Here is a 12,647-nt window from a genome sequence, read left to right as displayed (position 1 = left end):
CTTGAGATAAATGAGGGATAAAATTGTATGCACGATGATGCACCACCCATACCATTCTGGATGATCGGCTTATTGGGGGCATTTGTTTTGATCGGGATCAGTATCTTTATGCAACAAACTCGTACCGTTGCTCTCAGCGATCAGTTTGCGCGTCAGCCAACCCCAATACTACCACTCCCTGCGTTACCGCAGTTGGAAGTACAGAATCTGTCACCAGAGATACAAGAAATGGCTCGTAACCTTTGGCGACAGATCGGCGCCGGGAATCGTTCACAGCCGATTGATCCTGTTGGTAGTAGTCAACGGCTACGAGTTATTATTGATGCGCTGGAACCAACCGCAAATGGAATACGGATAAGGGGAACGGTTACGAATCTTACTAATACTGAATTATCAGTCCCGATTAGCGCTTTTGAACTGCGTGACAGTAGTGGCGAGAGCTATCGAGCGCCGGGAACAACAATTGCCAACCTACCACCTGGTGGATCAACACCGCTTGAACTGAGTGTACCGTTACCGAACGGACGGGGGCTTTTACTCATCACGCACCTCCCGCCTGATCCGCCAATCGAGCAACGCCTGCTGATTGATATTCAGGAAACGCAACCATGAGCGAAACGCTACGTGAACGTCTGGCATTGGTACAGGCCCAAATTGCTACTGCGGCAGCCGCTGCGGGTCGTCAGGTACACGAGATACAACTGATCGCGGTTAGTAAGACCCATCCGCCAGAAGTGATCGCTGAGGCAGCATCTGCGGGTATCAGCGATTTTGGCGAGAATCGGGTTCAGGAGGCGCAGCGAAAGATTGCCGCATTACACCATCTTCACCCGCGTCCACGCTGGCACCTGATTGGCCATCTCCAGCGCAATAAGGCGCGCCTTGCAGTGGAACTTTTCGATCTGATCCATTCAGTTGACAGCTTACGACTGGCCGAAACGCTTGATCGTTATGCGCGTGAACGCGACCGTCGGCTGCCGATTTTGTTGCAAGTGAATGTCAGTGGTGAGACGAGCAAAGAGGGGTTCGCGTTGACCGGCGGGATCAACAACGAGCCAGCATACCGGGTATTTTTGCACGACGTAGAGGCGATCTTGCAACTGCCTGCGCTTGAAGTGCGTGGACTGATGACCATTGCGCCAATCGTCGATCATCCCGATCAGGCACGGCCCTACTTTGCAGCACTCCGTGAGCTACGTGACGATCTGGCCCGCCGCTATCCAAACACCGATTGGCGCGAACTGTCGATGGGGATGAGTGATGATCTGACCGCAGCGATTGCTGAAGGGGCGACAATGGTGCGGATCGGACGGGCCATTTTCGGCGAGCGCCATTATGACCAGGGATAAGAAGGTACTGTGCAATGAGTCAACTTCCTGCCGATTTTACGATTCTGGCTCTTGAAACATCGTGCGATGAGACAGCCGCTGCCGTTGTTCGTGGTGGACGGACGGTCATCAGCAACATTGTTGCTTCTCAGATGGCAACTCACGAGCGTTACGGTGGGGTCGTGCCAGAGATCGCATCACGCCAACATATTCTTAGTCTCGTGCCGGTGGTGCGAGCAGCACTCGCTGCTCTTCCCAACGGCTGGGCTGATGTGCACGCCGTAGCTGCAACCCACGGGCCGGGTCTGAGTGGTGCGCTCCTTACCGGTCTTAATGCGGCTAAGGCAATGGCTTGGCAGCGCGGTCTGCCTTTTGTGGCGGTTAATCATCTCGAAGCCCACCTATACGCCGGCTGGTTAGGAGATACGCCACCACCACCGTTTCCGCTTGTCGCTTTGCTAGTGAGTGGTGGACACACGTTGCTGGCCTTGCTGCGTGACCATGGTCAGTACGAACTGCTCGGTCAGACACGCGATGATGCGGCCGGTGAAGCCTTCGATAAGGTAGCCCGCATTTTGGGACTCGGTTATCCAGGTGGACCGGCAATTCAGGCTGCGGCAGCGCAGGCTACTCCTGGCGGTGTACTACCACGAGCCTGGCTCCGTGACAGTTACGATTTCTCATTTAGCGGACTGAAAACGGCTGTCTTGCATCGAGTGCAGGATCGGTTAGCGCAAATCTCTCGTTTGAGTGGGCGTAAGGGTGTCGCGGAGCCTTCCCAACTCGATGCACCGTTTGTTGCTCAGATGGCTTACGCTTTTCAAGAGTCGGTCGTAGATGTGCTGGTCACCAAGACAGTTGATGCCGCACGGCGTTACAAAGCTCAGGCCATTCTGTTGGCCGGCGGTGTCGCCGCCAACCGCCGTCTGCGCGAAGAGCTGATCCGACGGGCCCATGTGCCGGTTCATTTGCCAGCACTTGACCTTTGTACCGACAACGCAGCTATGGTAGCGGCGGCTGCCTTTTATCGTTTTCATGCTGGTGTGCAGCACGGCTGGGATGTCGATGTTACGGCTAATTTGCCACTCTGAACACCAAACGTGCGTTGGTTGAACACATTGCACCTCGGCTGAGGTATTGTTTGACCAGAATCGGCTCAACTCAACGACTACAGGTTCAACAAAGAATCTATTCTGCCCGCCGACGCAAAAACCAGATACCGGCAAGGATGAACAGAATGATGGCCAAACCAACAACCACTAGCAACGGGGGCGGATTGGGGCGGGCTGGCTGGGGCGAAGCGGGCAACCCGGCATGCCCGCCATCGGCAGGTTCACGAGCAGCGCCATTCGTTGGCTCCGATTGGATCGCAGCGATCCCTGCTGCTGGTGACACTTGTTCGGCCATTGCACTTATCTCCGGTTCGGAAGTTGGCTCCTGTCGAGCAAGAGCCTCTGGTTGGGCAGCGAGTGCCGGTACGTTTTCAGGAACAGCCGTTGCAGCCACAGGCGCCGCCGTCTGGAGTGGCATACGGTTGAGATTGAGCAATTGCCAACCGATCAACATCACCAGAACCAGCGCGCCTAGCGCACCGAACGGCTGCCACCAACGCGAGAACGCAAAGCGACGAGGACGCACACCAACCATCTCAGGTGTGAGTGTAAACGAGCGCGGTGGTGTTACCCATGGCTGTTCACGGAGGATGTCGCGCACTGCACGCAGCTCGGCTAATTCACGACGCAACAACGGATCAACTGCTAATCGCTGTTCAAGTGCAGTACGCTCGTCTGGCGACAGCTCATTATCGATATACGCCGAGAGCAACTCGCGGTCACGCTCAGGTAATTCAGTTGGTGAAGAAGACGAATGGATCATCTGCGTACTCGCACGACCATCTGGCGTGTTTCACGATGTCTTTGACTCATCATCTAGACGATATTTTAACGGTAACAGTTCCCCTGCGCGGAGAATATCGCGCAATTTGGCCCGTGCCCGACTCAAACGCGATTTGACTGTTCCTAACTGGATGCCGGTAATTTGCGCAATTTCTTCGTAGGCCAATCCTTGAATATCGCTAAGGATAAGGACAATGCGCTGATCTTCTGGTAATTCGGCCAGACCACGTTGAATTGCAGCACTTAGTTCATGTTGCAGTACCATTTCATCGAGCGTTGCCCCCTGGTCGGGCAGTTCAGATCGACGCCCCTCCTCTTCATGATCCATTATGTCGAGCGACACTGATGGACGTCGCTTCCGCGTGCGTAGGACATCGTAGCAGGCATTGGTGGCAATACGTAGGAGCCACGACTTCAGCACACCACCCCGAAAGCTCGCTAAACTACGAAAAGCGGCGATAAATGTATCCTGGGTTGCATCAGCGGCGGCATCAGGATCGCCGAGCATCCGATAACAGAGGTTGTAAACCCGCGTTTCGTATAGCCGAACGATCTGGTTAAACGAATCGAGATCTCCTGCCTGGGCTGCACTGATCAGTCGCTGCTCTTCATTCACCATACCATCGCCCGTCTCTCTTGGCCGGCCTGGGAAACATTATACAGTTTCTGCGCCAGTAGCAGGAACGATGCGGGCACGTTGAAAGAGAAAATCTGTCACTCGCCGCAAGCTGATCAGGTGCAGACGAGGCGGATGATGCGGTGCGAACGCAATCCCTTCGACCAGACCAGGACGTGACGCCTGCGGTGGCGCCGGATTCCCGACAATAATTGGGCTGATCGTGAGGAAGACTTCATCGATCAGGTGATCGCCCAGCAATGCGCCATACGTTCGCCCACCACCCTCACTCAGCAATGTCTGAACACTGTATTGCTGGCGGAGGATCCTCAGTGCAGACGCGAGATCGATTTGACCGTCAGTACCGATTAGCGGGACAAGTTGTGGATAGCGTGCACGAGCGCGCTCAGCACCATGGGCAGTGGTGATCAAAAAGAGGGATCGTGGCGTATCCAGCGCAGCAGCAGGCGGCAACTCACCACTGGCCGAGAGGATCACCAGTGCCGGTATTGCAGGACGCCCTTCAGCCGCACGCAGCGCAGCGAACGACGGTGAGGCGAAAACTTCACCCGGCGCCCAATGATGGCGCCGGGCAACCCGCAGCGTACTATTGCCCACCAGGATCGCATCGGCGCGGGCCCGTACCAGCTCCATAAGCCAGTGATCATTCTGATTGTGCCGACTAATCGCATTCCCACCATTCCAACCAGGCTGATTGAAAGCAATCCGACCATCGTGCGAAACCACGAAGTTCGTCCAGACTGCGGGGCGATGCGTCGGGATAGCGGGTAGACGCCAGTCACCGTTGTAGATCGAGCGGAGTTCAGCCGGTAAGCCGGCTCCAGAGTTCATCTCTTCTTCAAATAAGAGCGTGAAGGGAGCGATCATGTCAGGATCAGACCACCACCGTACCCAACCGACTACGACCGGCTAACGTTCGCGCACCAGGCGCCACAAGTGGCTCAAGAACATCGCGCTGAATGTAGAGATCGACCTGGCCGCCAAAACGAATACTGGCAATACGTGCACCAGCGTTGAGCATCGCACCCTGGGTTGTTTCACAACGCAGCCAGCGGCCTAAAGGTGAAGCAATAATGGCGAGAAGAATCGGTCCCCACACCGTCTCGAGACCGATGTACAGACGCTGATTACGTTCAGGGGCATGCGGATCACGTAACGGACGATGATCACCCATCAGTTGTTCAAGGTACACCACATGACCCGCAACCGGTGCGCGGCAAATCGGTACGTCAAGCGGACTCACGACTGTGGTCAGACGCAAACAGTCGCTATGGACGAAGCGGTGCTCGTACACTTCGCGCACGCCCTGCACCTGACCATCGGCGACTGCGAAGATGGTACGCGGTTCGTCGGGAGGAACACGGCGCGGGTTACGAAAGAGAGCAGCAGTCAGTGCTGTGAGAGCCAATGCTACCGGCGCCAATCGTGGTCGTAAGCCAAGGGCAAGCCCGGTTAAGCCCAGGCCAATCCCTACAACGGCAGTTGCTTCCACTTCAAGACCGGGTATTGCCGGCTGACGTTGATTGGTCGTCGGTTCAGACATATATTCACTCGACAAGGTAGCAATTCGCTGCTGATCGAAGGTACTACGATTCTAGCATGAATAAGTGCCCTGTGCAAACCGATACTGCATTCATTGTGACCGCAGTTGCTATGATACAAAATACACCAAGAGTGACCAAAACTGATATTGACGCACCGTGTTAGATTGATTACACTAAAACAACTATCAATAGTTGAAACTTTGCACATCGAGGAAGGGAGGAGTCATGGAGCGAACAGTTGGTGAAGTGATGCACGTCGGCGTGCTCACGTGCAAGCGTGAAACCCCAATTCAGGATGTTGCCCGTCAGATGTCAGAACAAGATGTGAGTGCATTAGTGGTCGTTGATGATGATGGATACATGGTTGGATTAGTTTCCCGTACTGACCTGGTCAATGCACGGCTTTACGAGCAGTACTGGAAACACTGGCGTGGATTAACAGCCGGTCACATTATGGTCACCGACGTTGTATCGGTCACACCGCAGGATACTCTGCAACATGCCAGCCGGTTGATGATGGAACGTCGTATCCATCGGGTTGTAGTCGTTGAGCCTGGTGAGAAGGGGTTGCGGCCAATTGGTGTGCTGTCAGTAACAGACGTGGTACGTGATATTGCTAATGAGTAGGATAGCGACCAGCGTATACCCTTGTTTGATCGGGACGCATATCTTTCATCGGGTTTTGATCTGATTGAGGCAAAGTCTCCCGTTATCGATTGACTATGATGCGTGCACAGGGCGGACCTTGCATCCGCCCTGCTATGTTCATTGATCTCGCTACAAACGATGGGTGTCCATGCATCTGAATAGCAGCGCTGGAAACCTCTTGTTCGTCATCCAGACATCAGTGTAAGTAGTCGCGGATTTGGCCGATCCACAAACTCATGGACTGACCAAGGATAAGGGCCAACCAACTTATCGCGAGCCAACGTTGCCAGGTGGAACGAGTGGCAAGATGATCGAACACAACACCGACCGGAATGCAGAGTGCCGGGTAGAGAAATAGTGCCCAACGTAAGCCCTGATCAGCTACCAGGAGCAGAGCTAGCCCGCTCAAGGCACCCCCCCACCACATCCCAAGTAACCAGCGCAAACCAGCGGTATCGGTTCGCGATGTACGCCAGATCAGCCATACCCCACACAGCGTTGCGGGCAGTAGTGCAAACGGAATAGGCAGGCTGCGTCGTTGTGGCGGTTGCAAGCCCGCGAGCGCTAGTAACGTATCAAACAGAATCTGGCCTGGCGATTGACCACCCGCTACACCCTGTTCTCCACGCTGACCGATCAACTCGAGATAGGGTGGCGCAGTATAAACAACGATCAGCACGAAGATCAATCCACCACCGCCAGCAAGCAACAACCGCCGCGGGCTGGTCAGTACTGATGGCTGTCGCCACGCCAGAATCCACGCCCAGGCAATCAGCAACCCAAATCCCAGCGTCACTCCAGAATGGGCCAGCAAGCCAGCCGCAATCGCAAGCACCATAACGAATATGGACAACCAACTGCTCTGCCGACCGGTTGCACCGAGACTCAAACCTATCAGAGCTGGTAGTATGAGAGCCTGACCACCGACATTCGCCAGTTCGCCTATGGATAATGCTTCGAGGGCCTGGGTTGAGCCAATGTAGCAAGCAGCACTCAGGAGCGCTGCCCGTGTACTGAAACCAGCCTGTTTGACCCACCACCAGATTGCCAGACAAAAGAGACTATCAAGCGCAGCCGCCATTACCGTAACTAGTAGACGACGGGTCGCGAAATCATCACTGAGTAAGAGCTGAAATGGTAAGACAACAAGGTAAAAACCGGCTGGATACGGTGCCATTCCACCACCAGAATCGGCAGGCAAACCGGCGGTAAGCAAGACTTGTCCCAAACCGAGCCGCAAGAGATTGTTGGCATGAAACCCGACATCACTGCTGATGGCGTGTGGATGGAGCAAACCGGCCAATCGCACAATCAATGCCAGCTTGGTCAGCGCCATTGCTTGCCACCAGACCAGGTGTTGCGGCCAGCGCAGTACCAACCCGATACTGACGATAGCCGCTACCAAGGTCATTCCAGCTAGAAACGGCATAAGCAGCGTTACGGCGAGACGTGCCACAATCAGGGCAGCAAGAGCTACACCACTCCCCATGCTAATCAGGCCAATTATCCATCGTGTGGGCAAGGCAACACTTTGGCCCCACAGCCACAGGGCCACAATTGTCACCCCGATCCAGCCCAGTTGGCCCCAATCAGGAGAACGCAGATCGAACGTCGAGGAGACCTGCACGTCACGCAAGACAAATCCCAGCAGCCGTGGATCGCCTTCGGCTTGCAACGGTTCGCTCCGAAAGCGCACATGCACCGTTCCATCGGCAGGAACCAGCAGGGTATAACGACGAGCCGGCGCAGCCGGTAAGGCAATGGTTATCGGCGGTTGATGGCCGAACTGCCATTCGGTTACCGTCGTACCACCATCAGGACGCCCTCCCTGTGCACGCACTGCCACCAACCAACGACCGCCACCAATGCCGGGCAGGTACAACACACTTTCTGGCTGTGTCCAGCGATACGGATCATCGGCACCGGGCAATTGCCACCACTCAGAAACCATCGGCGATGCCGGTTCAGCGGCATGTACCATCTGTAAAAACGGGGCATCGTCTTCACGGCGATAGGTATGCGGATCGCCACCCACAGCCAGATGGAGGGAGAATGGCACCTGATACGCCAGCGCACAACCCAGCCATATCAGCATGACTGACACCGCCAACGTTGGCAGTTGACGGCACAAGCTATTTGCCAGAGAAACGGCATGCGCTGGCATAACCTTACGATTTACCGCTGCCCCACGTAATCACAATCACGCCGATAACGATGATCAACGCCCCGATCAGGCGCATGAGCGAGATCGATTCGTTTAGCAGAATCCGTGAGGGGATCAGAATGATCACATAGTTGAGGGCCAGGAGCGGATAGGCAAACGAGAGATCGACGCGCGAAATAACCCCCAACCAAAAGATAGCTCCTCCAAAGACCAGCGCAAACCCGAGAATGACGCGCCAGTCGGTAAAAGTAGCCCACAGCACCTTTGGATCGAGGGTAAAAGCGCCCACATGGGTTGTAACGTGATTGATACCGATTTTCAATAAAACTTCACCGGTAACGGTCAGCGCACTGGCAGTGAGTAAGAGGGATAAAACCAGCAACATAGGGCGTAATTTGGGTGAATAGACGGATAACGGTTTCATGGTCGTCGGCGTAAAACATACACGGCGTAATCGCAAATACCCGAACGCATGTGATAATTGCGGGCAATATCGAAGCCCTGCTCAAACATTACCCGGTAATCGGCATCGTGACGGATATACCCACCTCGATCAAGGGCGTGCATCACATGACCGAGCGGATTCTGACCGGGCGGTGGGGGAGTATCTTCCATCACTAAAATCGTTGCTCCCGGCCGCATAACCCGATAGACCTCTTGCATCACCGCACCCGCTTTGGCATCGGGCAAGTGGTGCAAGACACCCAAAATCAGACCGGCATCAAACGTTCGATCGGCAAAGGGCAAAGCTTCACCACCGGCAGCAATGTAGGTTCCCGGGCGTCGTCGCACGGCAAACCGAAGATAGGTAAGCGACGGATCAACCCCTACATAACGGTGAGGCGGAAAATTCACGGCAAACTCGCCAGTACCACAGCCAACATCAAGAAAACGGCGATGATCGCCATACCACGGTCTTAACTCACGGGCAATCGCCAGATGTTCACCGGTGAAACCGGCTTCGACCAGCCAGCGTAATCGATTCCAGAGTTCAGGTGTAGCGCTTAGTTGATTCAGCAGAATATTAAACATAACCAAACCCGTCACTGATAAGCAGAATTATAATCGGGCGAGACACACTACTGACAGACCAAACGGCAAATGACCACCACGGGCAAGATACGCTGCTTCAGCCATCATCGGTAGACGCAACAAAGCGTTTATCGGCCTGGAAGGTAATGTCATCGCCGAATCATGTTGCTTCGTCGGCAGAACCCGTTCGAGCAAGCGTACCGTCGCCGATAGCGGAAAGAGAATGGTGAGGGCGTAAGTCAGATGTTCGATGACAAAGCCGTTTGTTTCAAGGAGACGACGCACTTCTTCGGCGGTGTAACGGTGACGAGTATGCACCTGCCGGTCGTGCTGCGAGCGTAGCCATTCGTATGCCGGCAGGCGGATCAGCAGCCAGCCATCGTGACGTAAGACACGACGCACTTCAACCAACGCCTGTTGTTCATCAATCACCGCACGATGGTATAGTACGTCAAATGATGTCACGAGATCAAAACTCTGATCAGCAAACGGTAACTGTACAACTGAACCGCGCACCAGATAGCCCGGAATCCGTTGTCTGGCGAATGCCAGCGCTTCGGTTGCTATATCAAGCCCAACGACCGTCCCGTAGCGCTGTAGAAAAAGCGCATCACCGCCAGTACCACAGCCAGCATCGAGAATGCGCAGATGACGCCTATCAGCAACGACTCGCTTCAGCAGCGCGGCGTTGATGGCGCGCATACCGCCATACCACCAGTGTTGCAGCTCAACGGCTGCCATTGTTGTGTATTCATTCTTTTCCATAGTCGGGCGGACTATACCAGATTGCGGGCAGACTGGCAAGTGGTCTGTTAAGGCCTGTCCAAATCAGCAACATCGCAGGAGGGAGGTACGCAGCGGCGCTGCGCCCATACATCAAGAGGCATCGGTCGGCTCAAAGTAGCGCTGCGCACAGAGCGCGAAGAGGAAAGGATGACCCGCACCTTCCCGACCAGCTACTTTCCTTCCTCAGCAGGGGAGAGGAAGGGGAAAATGAATCTATTCTGCTCGCTTCTCTTTCCGCGTAGGAGATACTGATGCTTCAGCCAATACCTTCCCCTCTCCCACTACCCAACGTGAACCTGCGGCCCGCACCTCCAGGGAAACCGCACAGATCGGGGATCATCGTCAACAGGGGTGTGACGAGAGAAGAGATGTTTCTGGCATACCCGGCAACATCTCTACACATCACCATCAATGCGCAGATAATCAGCTCGCGGTGGGCTAAAGGTATCAATAGCGAGCGTGTCCTCGAGAGTCCACACCGCGTGGGGAGTACCACCTGGAATAGCGACTGAACTCCCCGCAGATGCTTCAATGATTTCGTCACCGAGCTGAAAACGTAACCGACCACGCACTATGTACGCCACCTGATCTTCGGGATGGCTGTGTAACGGCACATGACTCCCCGCCGCCAGACGAACTTCCATCTGGTATATGCGTTCGGTCAAGGCGATCCGCCGACGCTGAACACCGGGGAACAGATCAATCCATGGTCGATCGGTCATACTCTTTCTCGACTTTCATCTGAGTCTGTTGTTACGGGAAGAGCACGTCTGCGAAATATTATACTGGAAGCTACATCTAAAGTCGCGCATTGTGAAAGTATGCGGTCGGAGTTTTCGATGTTTTCAGTGCTACGCTGCGAAGAGCGATGCCCTCGCAAGCCTGGAAGAGAGGCAGGTTGGACACCCGCCTCTACGGTTTCCTCATCATCATTGCGAAGAACGCTGACTCTCCCCAAGCATGCGGGCGGCAGCAGCCTGAGCTTCGGCCCATGAGGTTTGGGCCAGGTGCTCTTTCACGACCGGAATACGTGCCGGTGCCATACTCAATTCATCAAGGCCCAGCCCTGCCAGCGCAACAGCCGCTTCTGGTTCACCACCGAGTTCGCCACAGATACCGATCGGGATACTAGCCTGGCGAGCGGCGCGAGCAGCCAAGTCAATCATACGCCAGACTGCCGGATCATCAGTCCGGTAGTGAGTAGTTAACGTAGGATGGCCGCGATCAACTGCCAGAGTATACTGCGCCAGATCATTACTGCCGATGCTGAAAAATGCGGCTTCACGGGCGAGTTGATCGGCCATAACGACTGCTGCCGGTGTTTCGATCATTATCCCGAGCGGCGGATCTGGCCGATGATCAATACCGGCAGCAGCCAATGCTGCGGCGGCATCCAGCATCTGAGCACGCGCCCAGGCCAGTTCAGAGGGTGTCGCGATCATCGGTAACATAATCCAGATGTCGCCGTGAAAAGCAGCTCGGAGTAGTGCTCGCACTTGTACCTGAAAAAGATCAGGTCGTTGCATCGAGAGACGTATACCTCGAATGCCAAGAAACGGGTTAGCCTCGGCAGCTATAGGAAGATACGGCAGCGGTTTATCACCACCAACATCGAGTGTCCGAATCACAATTGGGCGATCAGGGAATTCGGTTATAACCGCACGATAGGCCACATACTGTTCTTCTTCATCGGGCGGGGTCTCTCGATCAAGAAAGAGAAACTCGGTACGAAACAGGCCAATCCCTTCGGCGCCGTATTCGCGTGCCAGTCGCGCTTCAGCCGGACGACCAATGTTCGCCCACAAAGCGATATGACGGCCATCACGCAATCGTCCGGGTTGGTCGCGCAGCGCCATCTGACGGCGACGTATTGCCTGTAACGCTGCCATACGGTCTTGTGCGGCCTGTAGAGCATCTTCATCGGGATCAATCATAACAGTGGCAGCGTCGCCATCAAGCAGCACATTCACACCGGCGGGGATGCGCAAGATCGCATCACCGATTCCGACGACAGCAGGTACCCCGCGCGAGCGAGCAAGAATAACGGTATGACTGGTTGGGCCACCACCGGCAGTAGCGAATCCGGCAACATGCAGCGGCAGATCAACCGTTTCTGCCGGTGTCAAATCATCGGCAATCACAATGGCACCAGGCGGAATAAACAGCGGAGTCTGTTCACCGGTGAGTGCGCGCAGGAGTTCCACACCAACGGCGGCAATATCAGCAGCACGTTCGCGCAGGTAGTCGTCATCGAGATTGGCAATCGCGGCCTGCATTTGCGCCACCACAGCCTGGATCGCCGATGTTAATGGCTGTCCTTCCAAAACCAGCGTAGTCACGCCCTCGGTTAATGTCTCATCTTCAACCAGCATGGCCTGGGCATCAAACAGGTCAGCTTCACGCAAACCGGCAGCGCGTTGTCGTTCAGCCAATGATCGTAACCGGTGGGCTGCTGCATGTTGAGCAGCGTGGAAACGAGCCAGAGCTGCTTCTACCGATTCGTCAGGCGGATCGGCAACTGTCACTGCCCGTTTCCAGTGGTGGGCAGGACCCAAAGCCAAACCGGAAGCGCCACCTGTCCCACGAAGTACCATGCTCATACATACTCCACGT

At 55.1% G+C, this 12,647-nt stretch carries 14 protein-coding genes; 4 read left to right on the top strand and 10 right to left on the bottom strand.

Annotated elements, in window-relative coordinates:
• Positions 1-27: 27 nt before the first annotated feature.
• The 3 genes from JE47_RS0107950 to tsaD are packed head-to-tail and all read left to right on the top strand — an operon-like array spanning position 28 to position 2,419.
• Complete coding sequence (locus JE47_RS0107950) at positions 28-612, top strand: hypothetical protein (protein WP_031459244.1); 585 nt, start codon at positions 28-30, stop codon at positions 610-612.
• Positions 609-1,349, top strand: coding sequence for a YggS family pyridoxal phosphate-dependent enzyme (locus tag JE47_RS0107945; protein WP_031459243.1), 741 nt, complete (start codon positions 609-611; stop codon positions 1,347-1,349). Before JE47_RS0107950 ends, JE47_RS0107945 begins: the two co-directional genes overlap by 4 nt.
• Positions 1,350-1,363: 14 nt before the next feature.
• A complete protein-coding gene (gene tsaD / locus JE47_RS0107940; protein ID WP_031459242.1) occupies positions 1,364-2,419 on the top strand; it encodes a tRNA (adenosine(37)-N6)-threonylcarbamoyltransferase complex transferase subunit TsaD in 1,056 nt (351 codons plus the stop codon).
• Between the two features lie 97 nt (positions 2,420-2,516).
• Here the strand turns inward: tsaD and JE47_RS0107935 are convergent, their stop codons facing one another.
• The 4 genes from JE47_RS0107935 to JE47_RS0107920 are packed head-to-tail and all read right to left on the bottom strand — an operon-like array spanning position 2,517 to position 5,403.
• Complete coding sequence (locus tag JE47_RS0107935; protein ID WP_031459241.1) at positions 2,517-3,203, bottom strand: anti-sigma factor family protein; 687 nt, start codon at positions 3,201-3,203, stop codon at positions 2,517-2,519.
• A 30-nt stretch (positions 3,204-3,233) separates the two neighbouring features.
• Positions 3,234-3,842 (bottom strand): sigma-70 family RNA polymerase sigma factor, encoded by a 609-nt coding sequence (locus JE47_RS0107930; RefSeq protein WP_031459240.1) that lies wholly within the window; start codon positions 3,840-3,842, stop codon positions 3,234-3,236.
• Positions 3,843-3,878: 36 nt separating this feature from the next.
• Entirely contained in the window at positions 3,879-4,727 is an 849-nt protein-coding gene (locus JE47_RS0107925; RefSeq protein ID WP_031459239.1) for a RibD family protein, read from the bottom strand.
• Positions 4,728-4,734: 7 nt separating this feature from the next.
• Positions 4,735-5,403, bottom strand: a complete 669-nt coding sequence (locus JE47_RS0107920; RefSeq protein ID WP_031459238.1) for a phosphatidylserine decarboxylase — start codon at positions 5,401-5,403, stop codon at positions 4,735-4,737.
• 226 nt (positions 5,404-5,629) lie between these two features.
• Here JE47_RS0107920 and JE47_RS0107915 point away from each other — a divergent pair, with 226 nt between their 5' ends.
• A complete protein-coding gene (locus JE47_RS0107915; protein ID WP_028457920.1) occupies positions 5,630-6,031 on the top strand; it encodes a CBS domain-containing protein in 402 nt (133 codons plus the stop codon).
• Between the two features lie 217 nt (positions 6,032-6,248).
• Here JE47_RS0107915 and JE47_RS0107910 read toward each other — a convergent pair whose 3' ends face one another.
• From JE47_RS0107910 to ptsP, 6 genes are all read right to left on the bottom strand, one after another.
• The gene (locus JE47_RS0107910) at positions 6,249-8,147 is read right to left on the bottom strand and encodes a hypothetical protein (RefSeq protein WP_236631169.1); all 1,899 of its coding nucleotides are present in this window, start codon (positions 8,145-8,147) and stop codon (positions 6,249-6,251) included.
• Positions 8,148-8,220: 73 nt separating this feature from the next.
• The gene (locus tag JE47_RS0107905) at positions 8,221-8,640 is read right to left on the bottom strand and encodes an EamA family transporter (RefSeq protein WP_031459236.1); all 420 of its coding nucleotides are present in this window, start codon (positions 8,638-8,640) and stop codon (positions 8,221-8,223) included.
• Positions 8,637-9,248: a class I SAM-dependent methyltransferase gene (locus tag JE47_RS0107900; RefSeq protein WP_031459235.1), complete on the bottom strand. Its 612-nt coding sequence runs from the start codon at positions 9,246-9,248 to the stop codon at positions 8,637-8,639. The genes JE47_RS0107905 and JE47_RS0107900 overlap by 4 nt, the downstream gene beginning before the upstream one ends.
• A 27-nt stretch (positions 9,249-9,275) precedes the next feature.
• Positions 9,276-10,013, bottom strand: a complete 738-nt coding sequence (locus JE47_RS0107895) for a class I SAM-dependent methyltransferase (protein ID WP_031459234.1) — start codon at positions 10,011-10,013, stop codon at positions 9,276-9,278.
• A gap of 416 nt (positions 10,014-10,429) precedes the next feature.
• Entirely contained in the window at positions 10,430-10,756 is a 327-nt protein-coding gene (locus tag JE47_RS0107890; RefSeq protein WP_031459233.1) for a cupin domain-containing protein, read from the bottom strand.
• A gap of 207 nt (positions 10,757-10,963) precedes the next feature.
• On the bottom strand, positions 10,964-12,634 hold the full coding sequence (gene ptsP, locus JE47_RS0107885) for a phosphoenolpyruvate--protein phosphotransferase (protein WP_031459232.1): 1,671 nt from the start codon (positions 12,632-12,634) through the stop codon (positions 10,964-10,966).
• Positions 12,635-12,647: the final 13 nt, after the last annotated feature.

This window comes from Chloroflexus sp. MS-G (assembly GCF_000735195.1).
Taxonomy (GTDB): Bacteria; Chloroflexota; Chloroflexia; order Chloroflexales; family Chloroflexaceae; genus Chloroflexus.
Note: the sequence above shows the minus strand (reverse complement) of the source record. Positions and strands in the feature narration are given on the sequence as shown.

What these genes read in the sequence shown, in the direction of transcription:
- JE47_RS0107950 (WP_031459244.1), top strand. Translation starts at nt 28, where the DNA reads ATGCACGATGATGCACCACCCATACCATTCTGGATGATCGGCTTATTG.
- JE47_RS0107945 (WP_031459243.1), top strand. Translation starts at nt 609, where the DNA reads ATGAGCGAAACGCTACGTGAACGTCTGGCATTGGTACAGGCCCAAATT.
- tsaD (WP_031459242.1), top strand. Translation starts at nt 1,364, where the DNA reads ATGAGTCAACTTCCTGCCGATTTTACGATTCTGGCTCTTGAAACATCG.
- JE47_RS0107935 (WP_031459241.1), bottom strand. Translation starts at nt 3,203, where the DNA reads ATGATCCATTCGTCTTCTTCACCAACTGAATTACCTGAGCGTGACCGC.
- JE47_RS0107930 (WP_031459240.1), bottom strand. Translation starts at nt 3,842, where the DNA reads ATGGTGAATGAAGAGCAGCGACTGATCAGTGCAGCCCAGGCAGGAGAT.
- JE47_RS0107925 (WP_031459239.1), bottom strand. Translation starts at nt 4,727, where the DNA reads ATGATCGCTCCCTTCACGCTCTTATTTGAAGAAGAGATGAACTCTGGA.
- JE47_RS0107920 (WP_031459238.1), bottom strand. Translation starts at nt 5,403, where the DNA reads ATGTCTGAACCGACGACCAATCAACGTCAGCCGGCAATACCCGGTCTT.
- JE47_RS0107915 (WP_028457920.1), top strand. Translation starts at nt 5,630, where the DNA reads ATGGAGCGAACAGTTGGTGAAGTGATGCACGTCGGCGTGCTCACGTGC.
- JE47_RS0107910 (WP_236631169.1), bottom strand. Translation starts at nt 8,147, where the DNA reads ATGCTGATATGGCTGGGTTGTGCGCTGGCGTATCAGGTGCCATTCTCC.
- JE47_RS0107905 (WP_031459236.1), bottom strand. Translation starts at nt 8,640, where the DNA reads ATGAAACCGTTATCCGTCTATTCACCCAAATTACGCCCTATGTTGCTG.
- JE47_RS0107900 (WP_031459235.1), bottom strand. Translation starts at nt 9,248, where the DNA reads ATGTTTAATATTCTGCTGAATCAACTAAGCGCTACACCTGAACTCTGG.
- JE47_RS0107895 (WP_031459234.1), bottom strand. Translation starts at nt 10,013, where the DNA reads ATGGAAAAGAATGAATACACAACAATGGCAGCCGTTGAGCTGCAACAC.
- JE47_RS0107890 (WP_031459233.1), bottom strand. Translation starts at nt 10,756, where the DNA reads ATGACCGATCGACCATGGATTGATCTGTTCCCCGGTGTTCAGCGTCGG.
- ptsP (WP_031459232.1), bottom strand. Translation starts at nt 12,634, where the DNA reads ATGAGCATGGTACTTCGTGGGACAGGTGGCGCTTCCGGTTTGGCTTTG.